This window comes from Comamonas faecalis, assembly GCF_039538025.1.
Classification (GTDB): domain Bacteria; phylum Pseudomonadota; class Gammaproteobacteria; order Burkholderiales; family Burkholderiaceae_C; genus Comamonas_C; species Comamonas_C faecalis.
This window is the reverse complement of the sequence record NZ_BAABBP010000025.1, coordinates 14,070-37,546: the sequence shown is the minus strand read 5'-3', so window position 1 is coordinate 37,546 and position 23,477 is coordinate 14,070. Positions and strand designations below refer to the sequence as shown.

Here is a 23,477-nt window from a genome sequence, read left to right as displayed (position 1 = left end):
GCGCAACGACGCTTTCGGAATCACGCGCCGCGCTGGCGCCGCGCCTCGTACAGGCAGACGGCGCTTGCCACCGACACGTTCAGGCTCTCGACCGCGCCCTGCATCGGGATGCTCACCAGCGCATCGCAGGTCTTGCGCGTGAGCTGGCGCATGCCCGGCCCCTCTGCGCCCAGAACCAGCGCAACCGGCCCCTTCAGGTCGGCCTGGTACAGGTTCTGTTCTGCGTCACCGCTGGTGCCGATGACCCAGATGCCGCGCTCCTTGAGTTCGCCGAGCGTGCGCGCCAGGTTGGTCACCATGAAGTACGGCACGGTCTCGGCCGCGCCGCTGGCCACCTTGGCCACGGTGGCGTTGATGCCCACCGCGTGATCCTTGGGCGCGATCACCGCATGCGCGCCCGCTCCGTCGGCCACGCGCAGGCAGGCGCCCAGGTTGTGCGGATCGGTCACACCGTCGAGCACCAGCAACAAGGGGTTTGCCACGCCGTCCGCCTCCAGTTGCTCCAGCAGCGCGTCCAGCGAATGCTGCTGCGCCACCGGCTGCACGCGCGCGGCCACGCCCTGGTGGCCGTGGCTGCCGGCGAGCTTGGCAATGCGCAGGCCGTCGGCCTCGATCAGGCGCACGCCCACCTCTTTGGCGCGCTGCACGAACTGGCGCATGCGCGCGTCGCGGCGCGTGGGGTCGACATAGATTTCGACGACGGACTGCGGCGCGGTCTTCAGGCGCACGCCAACGGCGTGAAAACCGAATAGGACTTTGGTAGGGGCGGACATGGCGGCATTATCCGGGCTGCGCAGGGGCCGCGCAGCGACAACCGCGCAAGCCCGGGCGCGGCGCAAGACACTTGCGCCCATACGGACAGGCAGCGCAGCGCCTGCGCGCGCCTTAGAATGCGCGGTTTTCTCCCGCTGCAGCGGGTAGGACGCGGGCTACCCGCCCAAGGCCTGGCACCGCCGCGCAAACCGGCGAGGCGGCGCACCACCCCTGCACACAACCGCCTCCTGCCATGATTCTGTCTCCCTTGATGCGCTGGGTGCAGCGCACCAGCCTGGTCACGCAAATCGTGATCGGCCTGCTCGTCGGCGTTGCGCTGGCCATCGTCTGGCCCGCCGCCACGCCTTCCGTGGCGTTTCTGGGCAACGTCTTCATCGCTGCGCTCAAGGCCATTGCACCGGTGCTGGTCTTCGTGCTGGTGATGGCCGCCATCAGCAACCACCGCCCGGGCGAGGCCACCGCCATCCGCCCGGTGCTGCTGCTGTACGTCGCCGGCACCGTGGCCGCGGCATTGGTGGGCGTGGTCGCCAGCACCTGGTTTCCCAGCACGCTGGTACTGCAGGCGCCGGCCACCAGCGGCACGCCGCCGGGCGCGGTCTCCGAGGTGCTGCTCAACGTGGTCAACAACATCGTCGCCAACCCGGTGCGCTCGCTGATGGAGGCCAACTACATCGGCATTCTTGCCTGGGCAGTGGCGCTGGGCGTGGCGCTGCGTCACGCCAACGCCACCACGCGCGCGGCGCTGCAGGACGCCTCGCACGCGGTCACCCAGGTCATTCTGTGGGTGATCCGCTGCGCGCCGCTGGGCATTCTGGGCCTGGTGGCCGCCACGTTTGCCGAGGCCGGCGCCCAGGCGCTGTGGGGCTACGCCCACCTGCTGGCGGTGCTGCTGGGCTGCATGGTGTTCGTCGCGCTGGTGGTCAACCCGCTGATCGTCTTTGCGGTGCTGCGCCGCAACCCCTACCCGCTGGTGCTGCTGTGCCTGCGCGAGAGCGGCATCACCGCGTTCTTCACGCGCAGCTCGGCGGCCAACATCCCGATCAACCTGGCGCTGTGCCAGCGCCTGGGGCTGGAGGAGGAGACCTACAGCGTCGCGATTCCGCTGGGCGCGACGATCAACATGGCCGGCGCGGCCATCACCATCAGCGTGCTGTCGCTGGCGGCGGCGCACACGCTGGGCATCACGGTGGATCTGCCCTCCGCACTGCTGCTGTGCATCGTCGCATCGGTGTGCGCCTGCGGCGCCTCGGGCGTGGCCGGCGGCTCGCTGCTGCTCATTCCGCTGGCGTGCAGCCTGTTCGGCATCGACAACGACGTGGCCATGCAGGTCGTCGGCGTGGGCTTCATCATCGGCGTGCTGCAGGACTCGACCGAGACCGCGCTGAATTCGTCTACCGACGTACTGTTCACCGCCACCGCCTGCATGGCGCAGGACAAGGGCTGACGTAGCGCAGCCGGCGACGCCCTCAGGCGGCGGCCAGCGGCTGCGCAATGCACCCGGCCTCGATCGTTATCGTGCGTCCGCAGCGCCGGGCGATGTCCCGGTCGTGCGTGACCAGGATCAACGTGGTCGCGCGCTCCTGGTTGAGCGCGAACATCAGCTCGACGATGGTCTGACCGGTGGCGTGATCCAGGCTGCCGGTGGGCTCGTCGGCCAGCAGCAGCGCCGGCTCGACGACGAAGGCGCGCGCCAGCGCCACGCGCTGCTGCTCGCCGCCCGACAGCACCTTGGGCAGGTGCTTGAGGCGCGCGCCCAGGCCCACGCGTTCGAGCATCGCCGCCGCCCGGGTGCGTGCGTCGCGCCGTCCGGCCAGCTCCAGCGGCAGCATCACGTTCTCCAGCGCGCTCAGGTGCGGCATCAGCTGAAAGCTCTGGAACACGAAACCCATCTTCTGCGCACGCAGCGCGGCGCGTACGTCCTCGTCCAGAGCGAACAAGTCCTGCCCCTGCAGCCGCACCGTGCCGCGCGTGGGCGTGTCCAGCCCGGCAATCAGCGACAGCAGCGTGCTCTTGCCCGAGCCCGACGCGCCGACGATGGCCACGGTCTCGCGCGCAGCAACGCGAAAGTCGATATCCCGCAGAATGTCGAGCTGCCCAGTCGAGTCGGCAACGGACTTGTACAAATGGTCGACTTCGATCAGATCCTGGGAATCAATCATGGACAAAGGAATTGGAATGCACATATGGCGACGGCGTGACTGTATCGCGGCCGCGGCGCTGGCACTGGCCTATCCCCTGGCACGCGCCGCTGCCGCGGCCAAACCCGCCACCATCCTGGTCGTCGGCGACTCGATGAGCGCCGAATACGGCTTGCCGCGCGGCAGCGGCTGGGTGCAGTTGCTGCACGAGCGCCTGGAGCGGGAGGCGCCGCAGGCCACGCTGGTCAACGCCAGCATCAGCGGCGACACCACCTCGGGCGGGCGCGCGCGCCTGCCCGCACTGCTGGCGCGCCACAAACCCACGCTGGTGGTGCTGGAGCTGGGCGGCAACGACGCGCTGCGCGGCCTGCCGCTCAAGAGCACCGAGGACAATCTGACCGCCATGGCCCAGGCCTGCCGTGCAGCCGGTGCGCAGGTGCTGCTGGTGGGCATGCAGGTGCCGCCCAACTACGGCGCCGACTACGCGCGCCGCTTTGCCGCGCTGTTCAAGGAGGTGGCGCAGGCGCAGGGTGCGGCGCTGGTGCCATTTCTGCTGGCAGGCGTGGCCGATGCAGCAGATCCCACCGCGCTGTTCCAGCCCGACCGCATCCACCCGAGCATCCAGGCCCAGCCGCGCATGCTGGACAACGTCTGGCCGCACCTGGCGCCGCTGCTGCGCTGAGCGCGCAGCGCCGCTTCAGCCTGCAAACGCCTGGGCCAGCGCCCGCGCCAGATCGGCCTGCAGATCCCGCACGTCCTCCAGCCCGATGCAAAAGCGCACGATGTGCCCCGGCTGCAGCTGCGGCGTGGCACCTTCGCGCATCGAGCCCAACTCGTAAGGCATGACCAGGCTGACCGGCCCGCCCCAGCTGTAGCCCAGGCGAAACAGCCGCAACGCGTCGCAGAACACGTCGACCTGCTGCTGGCTGTAGCGCGCGTCAAACATCACGCTGAAGATGCCGGCGGCCGCGCCCTGCCCACCGCGCGCGCCGCCGCACAGCGCCTGCCAGTGGTCGTGGCCGGGCGCGCCAGCGAGCGCCGGGTGCAGCACCTGCACCACTTGCGGCTGCGCGCCCAGCCAGCGTGCCAGCGCACGCGCCGCGTCGTCCTGCGCGTGGTAGCGCAGCGCCATGCTGGGCAGCGCGCGCAGCACGGCCTCGGCGTCGTTGGCGCCCACGCCCAGGCCCAGGCGCATGTGGGTGAGCTTGAGCCTGAGGTGCAGCGCCTGATCGCGCGTGGTGATCGCGCCCATCAGCACGTCGCCGCCGCCGCTGGGGTATTTGGTCAGCGCGTGCACCGAGACGTCGACGCCCAGGCTGCCGTCGCCCAGCAGGTCGAACGGCGCGAACGCCAGGCCTGCGCCCCAGGTGTTGTCCAGCACGCTGGCCACGCCGCGCTCGCGGCACAGCCGCGCCTGGGCGATCAGGTCGGGAAACTCCATGGTCACCGATCCGGCGGCCTCCAGCCACACCAGGCGCGTCGCCGGGCCGATCTTGGCGGCCAGGTCCTGCACATCCATCGGGTCGTAGACGCGGTGGGTGATGCCGTAGTGCGCCAGCTCCGCCTCGGCCAGCGCCTTGTTGGGACCGTAGGCGTTGTCGGGCAGCAGCACCTCGTCGCCCTGGCGCAGCAGCGACAGCGCCACGGTGGCGATTGCCGCCAGGCCGCTGGGCGCCAGCAGCGTCTGCAGGCCGCCCTCCAGCGTGCTGATGCGCTCCTCCAGCATGTAGGTCGTGGGCGTTCCGTGCAGGCCGTAGGTGTAGCCGGTCTTGTCCTTCCATTCGCGCGTGCGCATCGCGGCAACGTTGGGAAAATACACGGTCGACGCCTTGTGCACCGCCGGCTGCGGCGCGTCAAAGCCCGCTGGCGGCTGGTAGGGGTGGTGAATCAGGCGGGTGGCTGGTTGCGGTGCGGTGGTATCGGTCATGGGGCAATGGTAATGCGCCGCTGCACGGCGGACGGCGCCCGCACGGATCGCTGACAATCGGCGCCACCATGTCCACGTTGTACCGTCTCTTTCCGTTTCTCTCCTGGCCGCGCCCCACCGCATCGCTTCTCAAGGGCGAGTTCTGGGCCGGCCTCACCGTCGGGCTGATGCTCGTGCCCCAGGGCGTGGCCTACGCCCAGCTGGCGGGCATGCCGCTGGTGACCGGTATTTACGCCTCCCTGCTACCGGCGCTGGTCGCGGTGCTGTGGAGCTCGTCGACGCGCCTGGGCGTGGGCCCCACCGCGCTGTCCAGCCTGCTGGTGGGCACCTCGCTGGCCGGCCTGGCCGCCCCCGCCAGCGCCCAGTGGGTGGCACTGGCGGTGTGGCTGGCACTGCTGTCGGGCCTGCTGCAGATGCTGCTGGGCGCGTTTCGCTTCGGCTGGCTGCTGCAGCTGGTCACCTCGCCGGTGCTGGGGGGCTTCACGCAGGCGGCGGCCATCCTGATCCTGCTGTCGCAGCTGCCCGACCTGCTGGGCCTGCGATCGAGCTGGGGGGCGGTGCTGTCCACTCCGTCGATTTACCACTTCGACCTGGGCGCAATGGCCTTTGGCCTGGCCAGTCTGGCGATGCTGGTCGCCGGCAAACGCTGGCGCAAGAACTTTCCCACGGCCATGGTGCTCATCGCGCTGGCATCACTGGCCAGCTGGGCCACGGGTTTTGCCGACCGCGGCGGCGCCGTGATCGGCCACCTGCCCACGGGGCTGCCTGCGCTGTACCTGCCCGGCTGGCCGGGCTGGGAGCAACTGTCCGAGCTGGTCATGCCGGTGCTGGTCATCACGCTGGTGAGCTTTCTGGAGACCGCCTCCAGCGCCAAGGTCGACCACCAGCAGGCGGGTACGCGCTGGAACCAGAACCAGGACTTGATCGCCCACGGCCTGGCCAAGATGAGCTCGGGCCTGAGTGGCGCGTTCCCGACCAGCGCGTCATTCTCGCGCTCGGCGCTGAACCTGTACGCCGGCGCGCAAAGCGGCTGGTCCACGCTGTTCACGCTGGTCGTGGTGCTGGCCAGCCTGCTGTGGCTGATGCCGCTGCTCTACCACGTGCCGCGGTCGGTGCTGGCCGCGGTCGTCGTGATCGCCATCACCGGGCTGATCCGCCCGCGCACCATGCTGGGGCTGTGGCCCATCTCGCGCGTGGAGACCGTGATCGGCCTGGCCACGTTCGCGCTGACGCTGGCGACCGCGCCGCGCCTGTACTGGGGCGTGCTGGTCGGCCTGCTGATGAATCTGAGCCACTTTCTGTACCAGCGCCTGCACCCGCGCATCATCGAGGTGGGCATGCACGCCGACGGCAGCCTGCGCGACCGCCACCTGTGGCAGCTGCCAGCGCTTGCGCCGGGCGTGCTGGCGCTGCGCATGGACGCCGAGCTCGACTTCGCCTCGGCCAACGCGCTGGAGCAGCGCGTGGCCGACGAACTGGCCGCGCACCCGCAGCTGCGCCACCTGTGCCTGTTCGCCGGCGGCATCAACCGCGTGGACGTAACCGGCGTCGAGGCCTTCATGCGGCTGCGCGCCCAGGTGCAGGCACTGGGCGGCACGCTGCACATCAGCGCGCTCAAGCTGCCGGTGCTGCGCGTGCTCGAAGGCGCCGGCGCCCTGGTGCATGGCCCCAACCTGGCCACCTACCGCACCGACGGCCAGGCCGTCGCGGCGCTGCACCAGCTGGCCGACGGCGAGCCGGCGCAAACGGCCCGCTACGCGCCCTGACTGCTACACTCGCGCCCACACTTTTGCGTTGCCTTGCGTGAACAAGACGGCCCCACCCTCCACTTTCGTCGATCTCAACGAGCTGCAGCTGGACACGGCACTGGCGCTCGTCGGGCAGCCGCACATGACGCTGCCCGTCGGCGGCGGCGCCGGCACGCAGTACCTGCAATGCCTGATCGACGGCCTATGCGATCTCTCGCTGACCGATCCGCTGACCGGCCTGCCCAACCGGCGCTACATGCGCCAGGCGCTGGACGGCGAGATCGACCGCGTCTCCCGCTCGGGCGAGGCGGCGCTGCTGCTGATGCTGGACATCGACCATTTCAAGCGCATCAACGACAGCCATGGCCATCATGCGGGCGACCAGGTGCTGCAGTCGGTGGCTCGCACGCTGCAGTCCTGCCTGCGCCCGATGGACACCGTGGCGCGCTACGGCGGCGAGGAGTTCGCCATCATCCTGCCCGCCTGCCAGTTCGGCTTTGGCAAGGTGGTGGCCGAGCGCGTGCGCCGCGCCATCGAATCCACGCCCATCGCCCTCTCGCCCCACCAGAGCGTGCACGTGACGATCAGCATTGGCGGCGCGTTCACGATGCAGTGGATACGCAGCACCGCGCAGCTGTGGATAGAGCGCGCCGACACCCAGCTGTACATCGCCAAGGACAGCGGCCGCAACTGCGTCTCCATCGAGGAGCAGCCCGACAGCACGGTGAGCGCCGAGGAAAAGGACGAATTGCTCGGCATGCTGACGGGCTGCTTCTACAATGATGCGGACGCCAAAACCCTTTCCCCTGCGCCCGAACACAGCACAGGCAGCGCTGCCCACTGAAACCCAGGCCATGAACGACGCGCTGACCACTTTCGCCCCCCCTCGCTCTCCCATGCCCACCGACACGCCTGCCGCCCACATCATCGCGATCACCAGCGGCAAGGGCGGTGTCGGCAAGACCTTTGTCTCGGCCAACCTGGCGGCGGCGCTGACGCGCCGCGGCCACCGCGTGCTGGTGCTGGACGCCGACCTGGGCCTGGCCAACCTGGACGTGGTGCTGAACCTGCATCCCAAGATCACGCTGCACGACGTCTTCACCGGCAAGGCGCAGCTGGACGACGCGGTCATCCCGGCGCCGGGGGGCTTTTCCGTCATCCTGGCCGGCTCGGGAATGATCGAGTACTCGCGCCTCACGCCCGAGGTGCGCAGCGAGTTCCTCAACGTCATCCACACGCTGGCGCCGCGCTACGACGTGGTGATCCTGGACACCGGCGCGGGCATCTCCGACGTCGTGCTGTTCTCGATCTCGATGGCCCCCGAGGTGCTGATCGTCGCCACGCCCGAGCCCACGTCGCTGACCGACGCCTACGCCGCGATCAAGGTGCTGTCGTCGCAGCAAAAACGCCAGCACGTGCGCATGGTGGTCAACCAGACCGCGCGCGCCGGCGACGGCCGCGCCATCACCAGCCAGCTGCAGCAGGTGCTCGACCGCTTCGTCACTACCGAATCGGGCAAGCCGGTGCGGCTGATCCACATGGGCGACATTCCGGCCGACCCCTCGGTGCGCGACGCGGTGATGCGCCGCCAGCTGCTGCTGCAGCAAATGCCCGGCTGCCCCGCGGCGCTGGCGATTGCGCAGCTGGCGGGCAAGGTCGAATCCACGCTGCTCACACCCGCGGCCTGAGGCTGGAGCCGTCTAAAAAACACGGGCCGGCATTGCCGGCCCGCTTCTTTTGGGGTGCGGCGTTTCAGTGCGCGTGGCCCCAGTACAGCAGCGCATCGCGCCCCTCGACCGACAGCGACACCTGCGTGCCCACGGGCAGCAGCACCTTGGTTGGCACATGGCCGAACGGCAGGTTGGTCAGCACGGGGGCCTTGATCTGCGTGCGCAGCCAGTCGATCACGCTTTGCAGCTTGAAGCCCTTGTCGTGCGCGGCCAGCTTGTACTGGGTGAACTGACCCAGCACCACGGCCTTCTGCCACGCCAGCACGCCGGCGTGCAGCAGTTGGGTCAGCATGCGCTCGATGCGGTAGGGGTGCTCGCCAACGTCTTCCAGGAACAGGATGCCGCCCTTGACCTCGGGGAAATACGGCGTGCCCACCAGCGCGGTGAGCACCGCCAGGTTGCCGCCCCACAGCATTGCGGACTTGATGTACACCTCGGGCACGGCGGGCGTGCCGTCGGCGCGCGGCGCCTCCTTGTTCATGCGCCAGCCCGCGCCCTCGCCGTGGCCGGTCAGCAGGTCGTCGAAGCAGGCAGCCATGATCTCGTCGGGCTCGTCCGCCACGCCCCAGTCGATCTCCAGCGAAGGCCCCGCCCAGGTGGTGGCGCCGGTGCGCGCCAGCACCGCGCTCTGGAAGGCGGTGAAGTCGCTCATGCCGACGAAGCGCATGCCGCCCTCGATGGCCTTGGCAATCTTTTTGTACTCGATGCCCGCCAGGATGCGGGTGAAGCCATAGGCGCCGCGCGTGATCAGCGCCACGTCGGCACCGCTGGCCATTGCGCGGTGGATGGCAGCCAGCCGCGTGGCGTCGTCGCCCGCAAAACGCTGGTACCGGGTCAGCGCGTCGGCGTCCACCTCCACCTCGTGGCCCTGGGCCTTCAGCCGGGCGATGCCGCGCTTGAACGCGGCCTTGTCGCGCACCGCGCTGGCGGGCGAGTAGATGTAGATGTGCTTGGGGCCGTGGTCATGGCCGCAGTGTTCATGAGGGTCGTGCATAGCGGGCAGAGTATTCCACAGCGCGCCGGGCCGACGCGGCGCTGGCGTCGGGCAAGGAGCATGCGGCAGCACGCGTCGGCATGTCCAGCCGGGCAAAGGCGCGCAGCCCGGCGCGATGGCCCGCGTCGGGAAACGGCAAGCTGTCGTCCACGGCACGCTGCAGCACCTGCACCAGCGGCACATCGCTGCCCACCGGCGCCGGCAGCACCGCGCCCGGCTGGGCCAGGGTGATGATGTTGTGCAAATCAAGACGCTGCACCAGCTCGGCCAGCACCTGGCGGTGCCAGTCCAGGCGGTGCGCCGCCTCTTTCTTGGGCTTGTCGCTGCGGCCAAAGCCGATCAGGTCGGGCGCCACCACGCGGTGACCCGCCCGCAGCAGTACGGGCAGCATGTGCCTCCATGCATAGCTCCACGCCGGGCTGGCGTGCAGGCACAACCAGGTCAGCGGTGCATCGCGCGGGCCCTCGTCTACGTAATGCATGCGCAGGCCGGCAAGCGCGGGCAGGTCGCTGACGTAGCGCGGCGGCCATGGCCAATCGGGCAACTGGGCAAAGGCCGCATCGGGTGTGCGCAGCGCGTCCTGGCGCAGCGGATGGGCCGCACGCCGGTCTACGCGACGCGCGCGGAAAAAGTCGTGCAGCAGCGCGCCGCACTCGCCGGCCAGCACGCCGGCGCTCACCCGGGTCTGATGGTTCAGCCGCGAGTGGGCAAACAGGTCGAGCAGCGATCCGGCCACGCCCGTCTTGGGGTCGGCAGCGCCATAGACCACGCGCGCCAGGCGGGCGTGCAGCATGGCGCCGGCGCACATGGTGCAGGGCTCCAGCGTCACGTAGAGCGTGCAGCCGTCCAGCCGGTAGTTGCCCAGTTGCTGCGCCGCGGCGCGCAGCGCAATGACTTCAGCGTGCGCGGTCGGGTCGTGGCGCGCCACGGGGGCGTTGGAACCACGGCCAATCACCGCCCCGTCCTTGACCACGACGGCACCCACCGGCACCTCGCCGGCCTGCATCGCCGCACGCGCCAGCTGCAAGGCCTCGCGCATCCAACGCTCATCGTCCGGTAGCAGCCCAGGCGCCAGGTCAAGAAAGCCAGCCGTCATTGCGCCGGCTGACCCGTGATGCCCAGGCGCTCCATCCAATCGGCCAGTGCCTGCTCCTCGGGCGTGCCAGCACGGTAGTGCGCATGCAGCGCGGCATGCGATTCGGGCCGGTGCTGATTGAGCTTGAGCTTGCACTGCCAGCCCAGCACCTGCAGGCGAAACGCGGTGATGCCCGCCAGCATGCCGCGGGTGAATTTCTCGCTCTGCTCGCGCCACTGCTGGGCGTAGGCGGGCTCGTGGTCGGCAATCTGCACCTTCAACAAGGCGTCTTTCTCCTGCTCGTCTTCGACCAGGATTGCCAGCACGCGGCATTGCACGGTCAGGTAGTTCCACGAGGGCACGCGCGCGAGGTCGGGGTAGACGGAGGGCGACAGATAAGCGCCCGGCCCCTGGAAGGTGACCAACGCATGCGGCCGCGCACGCAGGTAGCCGCCATGCGGATTGGCGCGGGCGCAATGGCCGAGCAGCGCGAAGCCGCCGTCGCGCTCTTGCCGTGCATGCAGCGGCAGCGGCGTGACGAAGGGAAAGCCCTCGTCGTCGGTGCTGATCAGGCTGGCCAGCGGGCAGGCGCGCATCAGCGCCAGCGCGTGCGCTGCATCATTGCTTTCAAATTGCCGGGGCAGGTACATGGCGGGCTTGCGCAAATCCGTGGGGCGGACAAATGTACCCCTTTCACCGCCCGTGATCGCGCGGGGCACGCCAGCGCCCCCTGGGATAATCGCCGCCCATGGCTTTGCTCTCCCACCAGCTCGAACTGCTCTCTCCCGCACGCGACGCCGACATCGGCATCGCCGCCATCGACCATGGCGCCGATGCGGTCTACATCGGCGGCCCGGCCTTTGGCGCGCGCCATACCGCGGGCAATGACCTGCGCAGCCTGCAGCGGCTGGTCGACCACGCGCACCGCTTTCGCAGCCGCATCTTCGTCACGCTCAACACCATCTTGCGCGACGACGAGCTGGAAGACGCGCGCAAGATGGCCTGGCAGGTGTACGAGGCCGGGGCCGACGCGCTGATCATCCAGGACATGGGTCTGCTGGAACTCGATCTGCCACCCATCCAGCTGCACGCCAGCACGCAGACCGACATCCGCACGCCCGAGAAGGCGCGCTTTCTGCAGGACGCGGGCCTGTCGCAGATCGTCGTCGCGCGCGAGCTCGACCTACAGCAAATCGCCTCCATCCGCGCCGCTACCGACCCGGCGCGCACCACCATCGAATTCTTCGTGCACGGCGCGCTGTGCGTGGCCTATTCGGGGCAGTGCTTCATCAGCCATGCGCACACCGGCCGCAGCGCCAACCGCGGCGACTGCAACCAGGCCTGCCGCCTGCCCTACGAGGTGCTGGACGGCGCGGGCCGGATCATCGCGCACGAGAAACACGTGCTGTCGATGAAGGACAACAACCAGAGCGACAACCTGCGCGCGCTGATCGCCGCGGGCGTGCGCAGCTTCAAGATCGAGGGCCGCTACAAGGATTTGGGCTACGTGAAGAACATCACTGCCCACTACCGCAAGCTGCTCGACGAAATCATCGAAGAAGGCGAATTCGCCCGTTCATCGAGCGGCCGCACGACGTTCAGCTTCACGCCCGACCCCGACCAGAACTTCAACCGCGAGTTCACCGACTACTTCGTCAATGGCCGCAAGGACGACATCGGCGCCTTCGACACGCCCAAGACCCCGGGCCGCGCCATCGGCTGGGTGACTCAGTTGGGCGACAAATGGATTGAGCTGGAGGTGAGCGACAAGACGACGACGCTGCACAACGGCGACGGGCTGTGCTACTACGACTTGCAGAAAAACCTGGTCGGCGTGCACGCCAACCGCGCCGAATGCGTGGCGCCGAAGAAGGGAATCTGGCGTATCTTCCCCAAGGACGACGTCGCCGGCTTCAAGGACTTGCGCAAGGGCCTGGAGATCAATCGCAACCGCGACATGGATTGGGTGCGCACCTTGGACAAAAAATCCAGCGAGCGGCGCATCGGCCTGTGGGTCGAATTCAAGGAAACAGGGAACGGCTTTGCGCTGACACTGACCGATGAAGACGGCTTTGTGGCCACGGTAACGATTGCCCAGGAGCATCAGCCAGCCGCCGACTCCGCGAAGGCCGAGGCCACGCTGCGCGAGCAGCTGGGCCGCTTCGGCGCCACGGCCTTTGCCGTGCACGACATCGCCCTTCAGCTTTCCCAGCCCTGGTTCGTGCCCGCCTCCGCCCTCAACCAGCTGCGCCGCGAGGCCGCAGCCGCATTGGAAGACGCGCGCGCCAAGGGATTCATCCGCCTGCCGCGCGCCCTGCCCGTGGAGCCGCCCGCGCCCTTCCCCGAGGACACGCTGACCTACCTCGCCAACGTCTACAACCACAAGGCGCACGATTTCTATGTGAAGCACGGCGTGAAGGTGATTGACGCAGCCTACGAGTCGAAAGAGGAGGAAGGCGAGGTCAGCCTGATGATCACCAAGCACTGCGTGCGCTTCTCGATGAGCCTGTGCCCCAAGCAGGCCAAGGGGGTGATCGGCGTCAAGGGCACCGTCAAGGCCGAACCGCTGCAACTGATCAACGGCAAGGAAAAGCTGACCCTGCGCTTCGACTGCAAGCCCTGCGAGATGCATGTGGTTGGCAGGATGAAGAAGTCCGTCATCCACCAGCACGACAGGCAGATGCGCGAGCAGCCCCTGCATTTCTACCGAGCCAAACCACGCGGCTGAACACGGGCAGGCGCCGCTACCGCCGGCGCGCTGCATAAGCTCATAGCCAGAATGTGCTTGAGCGCTCTGCTGCACTGCACCACAATGGCAGGTTTCAAACGACACGGAGAGACAACCATGCGCATTGAAACCCTGGCAGTGCACGCCGGCTACAAGGCCGAGCCGACGACCAAGTCGGCCGCCGTGCCGCTGTACCAGACCACGTCCTACACCTTCGACAGCGCGCAGCACGGCGCCGATTTGTTCGACCTGAAGGTGGCGGGAAACATCTACACGCGCATCATGAACCCGACGACCGACGTGCTGGAGCAGCGCGTCGCGGCCATGGAGGGCGGCGTCGCCGCGCTGGCGCTGGCCTCGGGCATGGCGGCCATCACCGCGGCTATCCAGACCATCGCCCAGGCGGGCGACAACATCGTTGCGGCCAGCACGCTGTACGGCGGCACCTACAACCTGTTCGCCCACACCTTCCCCCAGCAGGGCATCGAGGTGCGCTTTGCCGACCCGCGCGACCCGGCCGGCTTCGCCAAGCTGATCGACGCCAAGACGAAGGCCGTGTTCTGCGAATCGGTGGGCAACCCGCTGGGCAACGTAACCGACATCCGCGCGCTGGCCGACGTGGCGCACGCCGCCGGCGTTCCGCTCATCGTCGACAACACCGTGCCCAGCCCCTACCTGACGCGGCCCATCGAGCATGGCGCCGACATCGTCGTGCACGCGCTGACCAAGTACATGAACGGCCACGGCAACAGCATCGGCGGCATCATCGTCGACAGCGGCAAGTTCCCCTGGGTCGAGCACAAAGAGCGCTTCCCTCGCCTGAACGAGCCCGACGTGAGCTACCACGGCGTGGTCTACACCGAGGCACTGGGCGCGGCCGCCTACATCGGCCGCGCACGCGTCGTGCCGCTGCGCAATATGGGCGCTGCGCTGTCGCCCTTCAACGCCTGGCTGACCCTGCAGGGCATTGAAACCCTGCCGCTGCGCATGGATCGCATCTGCGATAACAGCCTGGCCATTGCCAAGTTCCTCGAAGGCCACGCCAAGGTGGAGTGGGTGCGCTACGCCGCCCTGCCCGGCCACCCCGACCACGCCGTTTGCCAGCGCCAGATGGGTGGGCGCGCCTCGGGCATCCTGTCGTTCAGCCTCAAGCCCGGCGCCGACGGCGACGCCCGCGCCGCCGGCGCGCGCTTTCTCGACGCGCTGCAGCTCATCTTGCGCCTGGTCAACATTGGCGACGCCAAGTCGCTGGCCACCCACCCGGCATCGACCACGCACCGCCAGCTCGACGCCGATGAACTGGCCAAGGCCGGCGTGACCGAGGGCATGGTGCGCCTGTCCATCGGCATCGAGCACATCGACGATCTGCTCGAAGATTTGAACCGCGCGCTGGACGCCGTGTAACCTTCGGGTGAAACCCAAAAAACAAACCCCTGCGAGGCTGATGCCGCGCAGGGTTTGTTTTTTATGTGTACCGCTTAACGACCCAGCGTGCCCATCGACGCCCGGATGCTGTCATTGAGCTGCTGCTGCCAGCTGCCGTCCTTGAACATGGCCAGCGCGTTGGTGCTGATATTGATGGTGGTGAGCTGTTGAATGATTTGGTCATTGAGCGTGTTCTGAATCACCAGGCCCGGGCCTGTGCCCTGCACCTGCGTGACCACCGGTGCCTGTGGTTGCACCGCCGCCGGTGGCGTGGCCTGTGCGGTCACGACAGGCGCGGGCGATGGTGCCTCAGGCGCTGTTGGCTGCGCCACCGCAGGGGGGGGCGCGGGCACTACCGCATCAGGCTGCGCTGGCTGCGCAATCACCGGCGGGGCGGTCGGCGTCGCGTCAGGCAGCGCCGGCTGCACCGCTGCGGGCGGCACGGGTGTTGCTGCATCAGGCACGACAGGCTGCGCCTCCACCGGCGGTGTCGGCGGTGTCGGCGGTGTCGGCGGTGTCGGCGGTGTCGGCAGCGCAGCGGGCGGTGGTGCACTGGCCACCACCACGCCCCCCGCCTCCACGGTATTGCCCGGTCCGTTCTGAATCACCGTGAGGCCGCCAACAAAATCACGAATCAGGCTGAGCTGTTCAACATTGAGTTGACTGAGCTGCACCATGGGCACGCTCACTTGCGTGACCAACTGCCCATTGATGTTCACCAGGCGCTCGAGGCCAACGGAAACCAGCAGGCCACCGCCAAAATTGAAGCCCCCGCGCATGCGGTCGAGCTGGGCATCGGCCACGGTCGTCCACAGCTGTTCGCTCGCGACTGTATCGGCACCACGCGCCGGCGGCGGCTGCACGGCCCAGGCCAGGGGCAACGCGCCAGCCAATGCGCCGGCAACCATGCAAGTCATCATGTTCAGGCGGGACATTTAAAAATCTCCTGAGCCGGCTCCGTTCTTGGGCGTAACCATGTCGTACACACTGGTGCGGCCCACGCCCTGCGCCAACGGGCTGCGCGGGGCCACATGCCAGTCACGCGCCAAATTGAAAAAACCCTGGCCCATGCGGTTGTGCACCACAAACAGCAATTTGCTGGGCCAGGACTGCTCGAACGTCGCGCGCGACATCGCACGCGTTCCTTGGGCCGGATCCCCGAGCAGCACCCTGCCCTTGTCCAGCCCCTTGACGACGACGAAATGCTGGTAGCCGTTTTCGTTGATGAGCACGATGGCCGGCGTCTTCGCTTCGTTGAGCTTGTCCAGATCAAGCTGAAAACCATCGGCCTGCATGCCCAACTGCGCCAAGTAATGCTTCATGTCCAGCAGTGAGAAACCTTCCCTGCGGATCTTGGATTGATCGCCATGGCGAAACATCCACTCAAACACTTGCTGCTCGGTCGTGGGGGTGTTGTAGTGGTACGTCAACAGCGTGGCCAACGCCGCCGAACCACAGCTGAAGTCGTACTGCTGGATCAGCGTGCTCACCGTCTTGGCCGACTGCATGCTGGTGATGGGCAGGTTTACCGTGCCATAGCCCAGCGACGTAAACGGCACCCGTGCCGACGGCGACGCGGGCGACTGACGGGGCATGTCTGCCCGTGCGTCACCCATGTGCAGCGCCGCCAACATGAGCAGCAGCGGCGCCACGAAAAAGGAAAAAGCCCCAACGGAGAATATGCGTCCCATGCCTGTTTCAGTTGCCTGCACCGCGCCCCCCTGGAGGCGGACGCGCGGATCGGGACAGGCCATCCATTGGGTTGAAAGACGTTTTGACATCACATGCGCCCTCCAGGCAGGCCATCCGGTCACTGCATTTGCAGATTGATGACCACGCCGTTTTGAATCAAAACGTTCGCCCCGGAGTTCTGGATCACGATGGGCAGGCCCGCCGCATGATCAAACGCTCCGGCAGAGATGGCATTGTTTCCGGTCGCAACGTTGTGCGCGCTGTTGCCCGCCGTCACGCCTGAAAGATCCATCGAGTTCTCCACATGAAAACTCCCACCGCGCGCCTGCTCCAGTTGGTCGCTGGCCACGGGGGTTGCAAAAATAGGTTCCGCCTGTGCGGCTTGCGACTGCGCCTGGCCTTGTTGGGCCCATGCGCCGCAGAGCACCAGTGCGTACAACCAGGGTCTGCGCAGGACGATGCTGAGCATGGTTCACCTCCTCCTACGTTGCAGGGAAACCGCCTACCGCCGGGCGCAATGCCCGGCGGGAAGCAGTCAGTCAGGCAGTGCCACTCAACGACCCACGGCCAGATTGGCCTGGACGTTCACACCCTGCTGCACCATGGAGGCGATGCCGCTGTTCTGGCTGATCACGGTGATGCCAGCTGCTGCGTTGCCCACATTGGTCATGGAGTTGGCCATGCTGAACGAGCCGGCATTCACGCGGTTGCCGCCGCCAGCGCCACCCGAGCCGCCGGCAGCTGCGCCGCCCGTGGCGCCAGATGCCGATGCCGTGGCGCTTGCCGCGCCGCCGGCACCATTGCCAGCATTGCCACCGTTGCCGCCGTTGCCGGCATTGGCCTGGCCGCTATCGGCACTGCCGGTGCTGGCGTCACCGCTGTTGGTGGCCGTGGCAGTTCCGCCGCAGCACGCGCCGTCACCGCCATCATCGGCGACGAGCGCCGGGCGTACACCTTGGCTGCCCGCCCCTGCCGCACCGCTGGCCCCTGCCGAGGCCGATGCGCTGGCGCCGCCGCTGCCGTTGCCGCCGTTGGAGGCCGCGCCGCCGTCACCGGCCGTGCCGCCGTCGCCGCCGTCGCCGCCACCGGCCATGCCATTGGCCCCAGCCACACCGCCGGTCGCCAGGCCGCCCATGCCGCCCCAGCCGGTGCCGCCTGCGGTATCACCATTGTTATTGGCGTAGTTGCCAATATTGCGCACCGCGTTGTGGGTCACGGCTCCGCTCAGTGAGCTGATGGCAATTGCCTTGGAGACGTTGAAGGCATTGTCGAACTGGCCGGACGAGCCGCCGTTGATCGCCACCGAGCGATCGCCAATGGCCTTGTTGTCCTGTTTGACGATGCTCTTGTGGGCATCGACATTCACATCCACGTCCGTGCTGGCGTGCGAGGAGTTGTCGTTATTCGAATCCGAGGTGTTGCCCGAATTCGAGGTATTGCCCGAGACGGTTTTGGAGTTGTCGTTGTTCGACGCAATGGCATTGCCCGAATGGTTGCCGTTGCTCGATTTGTCGACCGACGTGGTGCGGCTCGAGTTATCCGAATTATTCGAATTGTCCGAATTATTGGAATGATCAGAGTTATCGACCATCTTGGAGAAGGTCGAATTATCCGAATTGTCGTTGTTCGACGCAATGGTCTTGGAACTGCTCGAATTGTCGGAGTTGTCGTTGTTCGACGCAAAGTTGTTGCCCGACTTGGACGTGTTCCCCGTCACGTTCTTGGATGCGTTGACATCCGTGTCGTGCGTCGAGTTGTCAGACTTGTCAACCGTCGTCGAAGAGCTGGAACTGCTCGAGTTGTCGTTGTTCGACGCAAAGTTGTTGCCCGACTTGGAGGTATTGCCCGACACGGTATTGGATGCATTCACATCCGTGTCATGCGTCGAGTTGTCGGAATTGTTGACCGATTTGGAAAAACTGGAATTATCGGATTTGTCGATGTTGTTCGTATGATTGGAACTGCTCGAGTTGTCCGAATTATCGGTCAGCGTATTGGTGTTGCCAGAAAAATTATCGGAAACATTCGCATTGAGCGAGCTATCCGAATTATTGGTCGAGCTATCTGAATTGTTTTGCGTCTGGCTATTGAAGGAATCATGGTAATGATCGCCTGCACTGGCCACATCCTGACCCGGATCATCAACAGCAAATGCACTCATGCTCATACCAAACAGCACTGCAACTGCAGAAGCCATCAGAGTTTTTCTCATATACCCTCCAGAGATAGAAAAAATTCCGGTTGAAGACAAGTGATATGCACTTGCGGATGCGAGCACAGATCGCTGCAAACCAAGCAGATTTCATGCCAGAACAGCAACCAAAACCTGCAACAGCTTGTCCGGTATGGATTTTTGACAATCCGCCCCTTGCAACGCGAACCAACCCACCCAGGAGTCACGGCTAAACCCTTGCTTTCGTCACATGTTTGTGACATCGACCTGTCCATCGGAAGCCTTCAAGCAATTCATTCGGAGAAAAATTAAATGGAAACCCTGATGTCACGTATTTGTTACTTAAAAATGTATACAAATGAAAATCGCACATTGAATTTGATACCGAAGATGGACAACTAACATCCTCTGCCGTCTGCTTGCCAGCTTGCAGAGGGCTTGCGTTAGTGCAAATGGACCCATATGAAAGCGTGACAAAACGGTTAACTTGTGTGCAAGATCGACTATCGTATCGATCAAGATTCACGAAAAATATTAGACCTATACCGAGAGACATAGGGCAAGTACCGCTTGATGGTTTTATATATATATTGATTTTTATCAAATCAAAAATTCATATCCATTCGTATTGAAACCATGCACTGCATGAGCGATACGCTATTTGATTCGGCCATTTGAAAGCTATTGACCACCACACTTTCGCGTTGAATCCGATCTTCCCAGCCAACCCTGGCTTTGCACGCCAATCACCAGCGTCGACACAGGTTGTGGCGGCGAATATCGACGACAGATATCGACATGTGACAGCACCCCAAACACCAAGGAGACTTTCCATGCGACGCCCCCCAGCCCCCAGCCTGCCAAGCCCCAGCGCCATCTGGTTGATTCCTGCGGCAGCAATGCTGCCCCTGTGTGCAGCCAGCCAAACTTTTGAGCTGGCCCAGGCCGCGCCAGCTGCCGCCACGCCCAGCCTGAGCCAGCAGGTGCAGCAACTGCGCAGCCAGGTCGAAGCCCAGACGCAGCAAATTCAGCTGTTGCGCCAGCGCCTCGATGGGCAAAACGCCCGCCAGCAAGAGCTCGAGCGTGTTGTCCAGCAGCAAGGCGGTGGGGCAGGTGCAGGCACGGCCGTCGCAGACGGTGCAGGCCAGCGCGCCGCGCCAGCGGTCGCGGCAGGTGCAGCGGGTGCGGCAGCCTCACAGCAGACGGGCGAGCCGGGCGGGCGCGTCGTGCGCGTGGGTGTGGCGCCCAGCGACGAGCAGCCGCCCCAACTGGCGCAGGTCGCGCAGATTTTCGAGCAGCCGGGCATCCTCACGCAGCCAGGCCACTTCGTGCTCGAACCTTCGCTGCAATACGGCTACTCATCGAACAACCGGGTGGCCATCGTCGGCTACACCATCATTCCATCGCTCGTCATCGGCCTGATGGACGTGCGCGAGGTCAAGCGCCATACGCTGACCGCTGCGCTGACCGGGCGCATGGGCCTGACCAACCGCCTGGAGGGTGAGATTCGCATCCCCTACGTGTCGCGACGCGACACGTCCGTACGCCGTCCGTTCAATGAACCCTCCGCACGTGACGAATCGTTCAGCGCCAACGGCCATGCCATTGGCGACATCGAACTGGGACTGCGCTACCAGCTCAACGAACCCGAATACGGCAAGCCCTACTACATTGCCGGTTTGCGCTACAAGTCAACGACGGGCAAAAGCCCGTTCGATGTGATCTACGACTGCGTGACCAAGTGCATCGATGGGGTGACGGGTTCGGGCGATCCGTTGGAGCTTCCCACCGGGTCGGGCTTTCAGTCGTTGCAGGCCAACGTCACCTGGCTGCTGCCGACCGACCCGGCGGTGTTCTTTGGCGGCCTGAGCTACACCTACAACGTTGGCCGCCACGACGTATACCGCAAGGCTTTTGGCGGCGTGAGCGAGGCGATGGGCTCGATCAAACCCGGCAACGTCTGGGGCATGAACTTTGGCATGGGGCTGGCGCTCAACGAGCGCTCGTCGTTCAGCATCGGCATGGACCTGAACACCATGGGGCCGACCAAACAGCAGGGCGTGACGCTGCCGGGCTCGGTGCGCATCGTCACGTCCTCGCTGCTGCTGGGCTATTCCCATCGCTACCGCCCCGACCGCACGGTCAACATCTCGGTGGCCGCAGGCCTGACACGCGACACGCCCGACCTGACACTGAGCGTGCGCGTTCCATTTTCGTTCTGAGCTGGACGGGGAAAGGCGGGCCGCGGCGTGACCAATCCCATGGTTTTGACCCTGGCCTGGGGCGTCGGTGATGCGCAGCCCCTGCTGCAAGCCATGCGCGACTGCGGCCTGCAGCCCATTGTCGTCAACACCGTGGGCGAGGCGCAGCAGGCGCTGCGCGAGCACGCCATTGCCTGCGGCATGGTGCTGGGCCCCGACCAGCCCCTCCCCGGCGCCAGCGCGTCCTGCAGCGCCAACGAAGCGGGCGAGACACCGCACGCCGTGCACTGGGCCCGCCTGGAAGACACCTTGAGTGAAATCCGCCAGCACAGCGCGCTGGAGTGGGTGGCCTGCTGCGCACCCGATGCGTTGCAATCCCTGCAGCTGCGCGCGCTGCTGATGGAATGCTTTTTCGACTTCTTTGCCTACCCGCCCGACTGGCCCGAAGTCGCCCAGGTGCTGCGCCACATCGGCAAGCGGTGCGCGCTGCGCCAAAGTCTCAGGCGCGACCTGCAGGCCGCCCAGACGCCCCACGTGGGCATCGTCGGCCAAAGCCCGCCCATCAAGCAGTTGCACAAGCAGCTGCGCAAGGTGGCGCAAACCGACGCGCCGGTGCTTCTCTTTGGCGAGAGCGGCAGCGGCAAAGAGCTGGCCGCGCGGGCCATCCACCGCCAGTCCAGCCGCAAGAACGAGCTATTTGTCGCGCTCAACTGCGCGGCCATTGCGCCTTCGCTCATCCAGTCCGAGCTGTTTGGCTACGAGAAAGGCGCTTTCACCGGCGCCAATGCGCGCAAGCAAGGCTTGATCGAGGCGGCTGACGGCGGCACGCTGTTTCTCGACGAAATTGCCGACCTGCCGCTCGACCTGCAGGGCAATTTGCTGCGCTTTCTGCAAGAAAAAACCATCAACCGCCTGGGCGGGCTGGAGAGTCTGAGTGTGGATGTGCGCGTCATCTCGGCCTCCCACACGCAGCTCGAGCGCGCGGTGCACGAGGGGCGTTTTCGCGAAGACCTGTTCTACCGCTTGAACGTTCTGCCGCTCACGGTTCCGGCGCTGCGCGAACGCGGCGACGACGTGCTGCTGTTGGCCGAGCATTTCCTGCAGGCCGGCCGCGGGCACCGCACCGGCCGCCTGCAGGGGTTTTCGCACAACGCGCTGATGGCCATGAAGAACTACGAATGGCCGGGCAATGTGCGCGAGTTGTCCAACCGGGTGCAGCGCGCCGTCGTCATGGGCGAAAGCAGCTGGATCTCGGCAAGCGACCTGGGTCTGTCCATGCCCGAGCGCACCCAGGTGCGCGCGCTCGAGCAGGCCCGCGCCAAGGCCGAGCGCGAACTGCTCGAACACACCTTGAACATGGCCGAGCGCAACGTCACGCGCGCGGCGCGCGACCTGGGTGTCTCACGCATGACGCTGTACCGCCTGATCGACAAGCACGGGCTGATTCTGCAAGAGTGAAGGCGCCGGCCCCGCGCGGAAAGGCGCAGCCGCAGTCCGTGGTGCATCAGCGGTGCAATATCAACTGCACAACGTCAACGGTACATATAGCTGCGGTTGAACGGATAACCCGATTGCGCGCCCCGCATGGTGCCGCTGTCGAGCGCGCCGTCGGGCCGGATGGCCAGGATCTGGTGCAACGCCATCCAGCCACGTTCAAACCCCATGGCGCTGCCGGCCAGGTACAGCCGGTAGGCGCGCAGCGACTTGGCGGCACGCTCGGCGTCGCTCTGTTGCTGCAGCACGCGCAGCGCGGCGTCCAATTGCGCCTCCAGCGCATCCGACCAGGCCCACAGCGTGCGCGCGTAATGCGGGCGCAGGTTTTCCGTATCCACCATCTCCAGGCCGCTGCGCGAGAGCTCGTGCAGCTGCGTGCTGATGTGCAGCAGTTCGCCGCCGGGGAAGATGTATTTCTCGATGAAGTCGCCAAAACCGGCATCGAGTTGCATGTTGTCCGCGCTGGCCGCGGTGATACCGTGGTTGAGCAGCATGCCGCCCGGGCGCAGCAGGCGGGCGATGGTGGCGAAATATGCGCCCAGCTGTGCACGGCCCACATGTTCGACCATGCCCACCGAGGCGATCTTGTCGAACGGCTGATCGACCTGCAGCTCGCGGTAGTCGCACAGCGACATGGTCACGCGCCCGCCCAGGCCCTTGTCCTCGATCAGTTGCTGCACATACGCCAGTTGGTGGTGCGACAGCGTGATGCCCTGTGCCTGCACTCCGTAGTGCTCGGCGGCAAACAGCAGCAAGCCGCCCCAGCCGGCGCCAACGTCCAGGAAACGCTCGCCGGGGCGCAGCTGGAGCTTGCGGCAGATGTGGTCGAGCTTGGCCTCCTGCGCCTGCGCAAGCGTCAGCCCGGTGTCGTTGAAGTATGCGCATGAATACACCCGGCGCGGGTCGAGCCACAGCGCGTAGAAGGCGTCGGACAGGTCGTAGTGGAACTCGATCTGCTGCGCGTCGCGCGCCAGCGTGTGGTGGGCGACCGAGTGCAGGTGTGCCATCACCTGCGCCCAGCGCCCTACGCGCTGGGCTACCGGGCTGGCAGGCAGCATGGCGGCGGCGGCAGCCATCAGCGCGCGCACCGGGCCTATGAAGTCCACCTCGCCCTCGACGATAGCCGCGCCCAGATCACCCAGCCGCCCCTGCGCCAGCGTGGCCAGCTGACTGGCCTGACGCAGCCGCAGCGTCACTTCAGGCTGTTCGGCCCCCAGTTGCTCCCCGGAAGGCAGTTGCAACGCAAGGGGGACGGGCAAGGCCCGCAGCTGGGCCTGGATCTGGTCGGTGATGGCAGTCATGGCTCCTGATTCTTGGAACCCATACTCGGTTCGTCAACCGCCTCGGCCAGAGCCGTACCTCATTCAAGGGAAATCCT

General features: G+C 66.2%; 20 protein-coding genes. 9 read left to right on the top strand and 11 right to left on the bottom strand.

Going from position 1 to position 23,477, the window contains the following annotated elements:
- Positions 1-20 precede the first annotated feature (20 nt).
- Positions 21-773 (bottom strand): 23S rRNA (guanosine(2251)-2'-O)-methyltransferase RlmB, encoded by a 753-nt coding sequence (gene rlmB / locus ABD767_RS12975; protein ID WP_103044124.1) that lies wholly within the window; start codon positions 771-773, stop codon positions 21-23.
- A 233-nt stretch (positions 774-1,006) separates the two neighbouring features.
- Here rlmB and sstT point away from each other — a divergent pair, with 233 nt between their 5' ends.
- Positions 1,007-2,218 carry a serine/threonine transporter SstT gene (gene sstT, locus ABD767_RS12970; RefSeq protein ID WP_103044123.1) on the top strand — a complete coding sequence of 404 codons (1,212 nt, stop codon included), beginning with the start codon at positions 1,007-1,009 and terminating at the stop codon, positions 2,216-2,218.
- A gap of 22 nt (positions 2,219-2,240) precedes the next feature.
- Here sstT and ABD767_RS12965 read toward each other — a convergent pair whose 3' ends face one another.
- Positions 2,241-2,957 (bottom strand): ABC transporter ATP-binding protein, encoded by a 717-nt coding sequence (locus ABD767_RS12965; RefSeq protein ID WP_103044143.1) that lies wholly within the window; start codon positions 2,955-2,957, stop codon positions 2,241-2,243.
- Here ABD767_RS12965 and ABD767_RS12960 point away from each other — a divergent pair.
- Entirely contained in the window at positions 2,950-3,594 is a 645-nt protein-coding gene (locus tag ABD767_RS12960; RefSeq protein WP_103044122.1) for a GDSL-type esterase/lipase family protein, read from the top strand. The two genes, ABD767_RS12965 and ABD767_RS12960, sit on opposite strands and share 8 nt — an antisense overlap.
- 15 nt (positions 3,595-3,609) lie before the next feature.
- On the opposite strand, the gene ABD767_RS12955 is transcribed toward ABD767_RS12960, so the two are convergent.
- The gene (locus ABD767_RS12955; RefSeq protein WP_103044121.1) at positions 3,610-4,839 is read right to left on the bottom strand and encodes a PLP-dependent transferase; all 1,230 of its coding nucleotides are present in this window, start codon (positions 4,837-4,839) and stop codon (positions 3,610-3,612) included.
- 68 nt (positions 4,840-4,907) lie between these two features.
- On the opposite strand from ABD767_RS12955, the gene ABD767_RS12950 reads away from it, so the two are divergent.
- From ABD767_RS12950 to ABD767_RS12940, 3 genes are read left to right on the top strand one after another with little or no spacing between them, the layout of a single operon-like run.
- Positions 4,908-6,605 carry a SulP family inorganic anion transporter gene (locus ABD767_RS12950; RefSeq protein ID WP_103044120.1) on the top strand — a complete coding sequence of 566 codons (1,698 nt, stop codon included), beginning with the start codon at positions 4,908-4,910 and terminating at the stop codon, positions 6,603-6,605.
- A 37-nt stretch (positions 6,606-6,642) separates the two neighbouring features.
- Positions 6,643-7,431 (top strand): GGDEF domain-containing protein, encoded by a 789-nt coding sequence (locus tag ABD767_RS12945; protein ID WP_425549924.1) that lies wholly within the window; start codon positions 6,643-6,645, stop codon positions 7,429-7,431.
- A gap of 10 nt (positions 7,432-7,441) precedes the next feature.
- Positions 7,442-8,275 carry a P-loop NTPase gene (locus ABD767_RS12940; protein ID WP_103044118.1) on the top strand — a complete coding sequence of 278 codons (834 nt, stop codon included), beginning with the start codon at positions 7,442-7,444 and terminating at the stop codon, positions 8,273-8,275.
- A 64-nt stretch (positions 8,276-8,339) separates the two neighbouring features.
- On the opposite strand, the gene ABD767_RS12935 is transcribed toward ABD767_RS12940, so the two are convergent.
- Genes ABD767_RS12935 through ABD767_RS12925 form a run of 3 tightly spaced genes read right to left on the bottom strand, consistent with a single transcriptional unit; the run spans position 8,340 to position 11,036 of the window.
- Positions 8,340-9,311: an LD-carboxypeptidase gene (locus ABD767_RS12935; protein ID WP_103044117.1), complete on the bottom strand. Its 972-nt coding sequence runs from the start codon at positions 9,309-9,311 to the stop codon at positions 8,340-8,342.
- Complete coding sequence (gene tadA / locus ABD767_RS12930; protein WP_425549923.1) at positions 9,295-10,350, bottom strand: tRNA adenosine(34) deaminase TadA; 1,056 nt, start codon at positions 10,348-10,350, stop codon at positions 9,295-9,297. The genes ABD767_RS12935 and tadA overlap by 17 nt, the downstream gene beginning before the upstream one ends.
- A gap of 53 nt (positions 10,351-10,403) precedes the next feature.
- On the bottom strand, positions 10,404-11,036 hold the full coding sequence (locus ABD767_RS12925; RefSeq protein ID WP_103044142.1) for an FMN-binding negative transcriptional regulator: 633 nt from the start codon (positions 11,034-11,036) through the stop codon (positions 10,404-10,406).
- A gap of 98 nt (positions 11,037-11,134) precedes the next feature.
- Between ABD767_RS12925 and ABD767_RS12920 the strand changes: the two genes are divergently transcribed.
- Both ABD767_RS12920 and ABD767_RS12915 read left to right on the top strand, forming a co-directional pair.
- Entirely contained in the window at positions 11,135-13,114 is a 1,980-nt protein-coding gene (locus ABD767_RS12920; protein ID WP_103044115.1) for a U32 family peptidase, read from the top strand.
- A gap of 117 nt (positions 13,115-13,231) precedes the next feature.
- Positions 13,232-14,518 (top strand): aminotransferase class I/II-fold pyridoxal phosphate-dependent enzyme, encoded by a 1,287-nt coding sequence (locus ABD767_RS12915; RefSeq protein WP_103044114.1) that lies wholly within the window; start codon positions 13,232-13,234, stop codon positions 14,516-14,518.
- Positions 14,519-14,592: 74 nt separating this feature from the next.
- On the opposite strand, the gene ABD767_RS12910 is transcribed toward ABD767_RS12915, so the two are convergent.
- From ABD767_RS12910 to ABD767_RS12895, 4 genes are all read right to left on the bottom strand, one after another.
- Positions 14,593-15,474 carry a hypothetical protein gene (locus ABD767_RS12910; RefSeq protein ID WP_146031441.1) on the bottom strand — a complete coding sequence of 294 codons (882 nt, stop codon included), beginning with the start codon at positions 15,472-15,474 and terminating at the stop codon, positions 14,593-14,595.
- Positions 15,475-16,173 carry a C39 family peptidase gene (locus tag ABD767_RS12905; RefSeq protein ID WP_103044141.1) on the bottom strand — a complete coding sequence of 233 codons (699 nt, stop codon included), beginning with the start codon at positions 16,171-16,173 and terminating at the stop codon, positions 15,475-15,477.
- 176 nt (positions 16,174-16,349) lie between these two features.
- A complete protein-coding gene (locus ABD767_RS12900; RefSeq protein WP_103044111.1) occupies positions 16,350-16,700 on the bottom strand; it encodes a hypothetical protein in 351 nt (116 codons plus the stop codon).
- Positions 16,701-16,784: 84 nt separating this feature from the next.
- Positions 16,785-18,428: a hypothetical protein gene (locus tag ABD767_RS12895; protein WP_344869761.1), complete on the bottom strand. Its 1,644-nt coding sequence runs from the start codon at positions 18,426-18,428 to the stop codon at positions 16,785-16,787.
- 809 nt (positions 18,429-19,237) lie between these two features.
- Between ABD767_RS12895 and ABD767_RS12890 the strand changes: the two genes are divergently transcribed.
- Entirely contained in the window at positions 19,238-20,626 is a 1,389-nt protein-coding gene (locus ABD767_RS12890; RefSeq protein WP_344869760.1) for an acetate kinase, read from the top strand.
- 39 nt (positions 20,627-20,665) lie between these two features.
- Positions 20,666-22,063, top strand: coding sequence for a sigma-54 interaction domain-containing protein (locus ABD767_RS12885; RefSeq protein WP_344869759.1), 1,398 nt, complete (start codon positions 20,666-20,668; stop codon positions 22,061-22,063).
- A 74-nt stretch (positions 22,064-22,137) separates the two neighbouring features.
- On the opposite strand, the gene ABD767_RS12880 is transcribed toward ABD767_RS12885, so the two are convergent.
- On the bottom strand, positions 22,138-23,400 hold the full coding sequence (locus ABD767_RS12880) for a class I SAM-dependent methyltransferase (protein ID WP_103044107.1): 1,263 nt from the start codon (positions 23,398-23,400) through the stop codon (positions 22,138-22,140).
- Positions 23,401-23,477 lie beyond the last annotated feature (77 nt).

What these genes read in the sequence shown, in the direction of transcription:
- rlmB (WP_103044124.1), bottom strand. Translation starts at nt 773, where the DNA reads ATGTCCGCCCCTACCAAAGTCCTATTCGGTTTTCACGCCGTTGGCGTG.
- sstT (WP_103044123.1), top strand. Translation starts at nt 1,007, where the DNA reads ATGATTCTGTCTCCCTTGATGCGCTGGGTGCAGCGCACCAGCCTGGTC.
- ABD767_RS12960 (WP_103044122.1), top strand. Translation starts at nt 2,950, where the DNA reads ATGCACATATGGCGACGGCGTGACTGTATCGCGGCCGCGGCGCTGGCA.
- ABD767_RS12965 (WP_103044143.1), bottom strand. Translation starts at nt 2,957, where the DNA reads ATGTGCATTCCAATTCCTTTGTCCATGATTGATTCCCAGGATCTGATC.
- ABD767_RS12955 (WP_103044121.1), bottom strand. Translation starts at nt 4,839, where the DNA reads ATGACCGATACCACCGCACCGCAACCAGCCACCCGCCTGATTCACCAC.
- ABD767_RS12950 (WP_103044120.1), top strand. Translation starts at nt 4,908, where the DNA reads ATGTCCACGTTGTACCGTCTCTTTCCGTTTCTCTCCTGGCCGCGCCCC.
- ABD767_RS12940 (WP_103044118.1), top strand. Translation starts at nt 7,442, where the DNA reads ATGAACGACGCGCTGACCACTTTCGCCCCCCCTCGCTCTCCCATGCCC.
- ABD767_RS12935 (WP_103044117.1), bottom strand. Translation starts at nt 9,311, where the DNA reads ATGCACGACCCTCATGAACACTGCGGCCATGACCACGGCCCCAAGCAC.
- tadA (WP_425549923.1), bottom strand. Translation starts at nt 10,350, where the DNA reads ATGCGCGAGGCCTTGCAGCTGGCGCGTGCGGCGATGCAGGCCGGCGAG.
- ABD767_RS12925 (WP_103044142.1), bottom strand. Translation starts at nt 11,036, where the DNA reads ATGTACCTGCCCCGGCAATTTGAAAGCAATGATGCAGCGCACGCGCTG.
- ABD767_RS12920 (WP_103044115.1), top strand. Translation starts at nt 11,135, where the DNA reads ATGGCTTTGCTCTCCCACCAGCTCGAACTGCTCTCTCCCGCACGCGAC.
- ABD767_RS12915 (WP_103044114.1), top strand. Translation starts at nt 13,232, where the DNA reads ATGCGCATTGAAACCCTGGCAGTGCACGCCGGCTACAAGGCCGAGCCG.
- ABD767_RS12910 (WP_146031441.1), bottom strand. Translation starts at nt 15,474, where the DNA reads ATGTCCCGCCTGAACATGATGACTTGCATGGTTGCCGGCGCATTGGCT.
- ABD767_RS12905 (WP_103044141.1), bottom strand. Translation starts at nt 16,173, where the DNA reads ATGTTGGCGGCGCTGCACATGGGTGACGCACGGGCAGACATGCCCCGT.
- ABD767_RS12900 (WP_103044111.1), bottom strand. Translation starts at nt 16,700, where the DNA reads ATGCTCAGCATCGTCCTGCGCAGACCCTGGTTGTACGCACTGGTGCTC.
- ABD767_RS12895 (WP_344869761.1), bottom strand. Translation starts at nt 18,428, where the DNA reads ATGGCTTCTGCAGTTGCAGTGCTGTTTGGTATGAGCATGAGTGCATTT.
- ABD767_RS12890 (WP_344869760.1), top strand. Translation starts at nt 19,238, where the DNA reads ATGCGACGCCCCCCAGCCCCCAGCCTGCCAAGCCCCAGCGCCATCTGG.
- ABD767_RS12885 (WP_344869759.1), top strand. Translation starts at nt 20,666, where the DNA reads ATGGTTTTGACCCTGGCCTGGGGCGTCGGTGATGCGCAGCCCCTGCTG.
- ABD767_RS12880 (WP_103044107.1), bottom strand. Translation starts at nt 23,400, where the DNA reads ATGACTGCCATCACCGACCAGATCCAGGCCCAGCTGCGGGCCTTGCCC.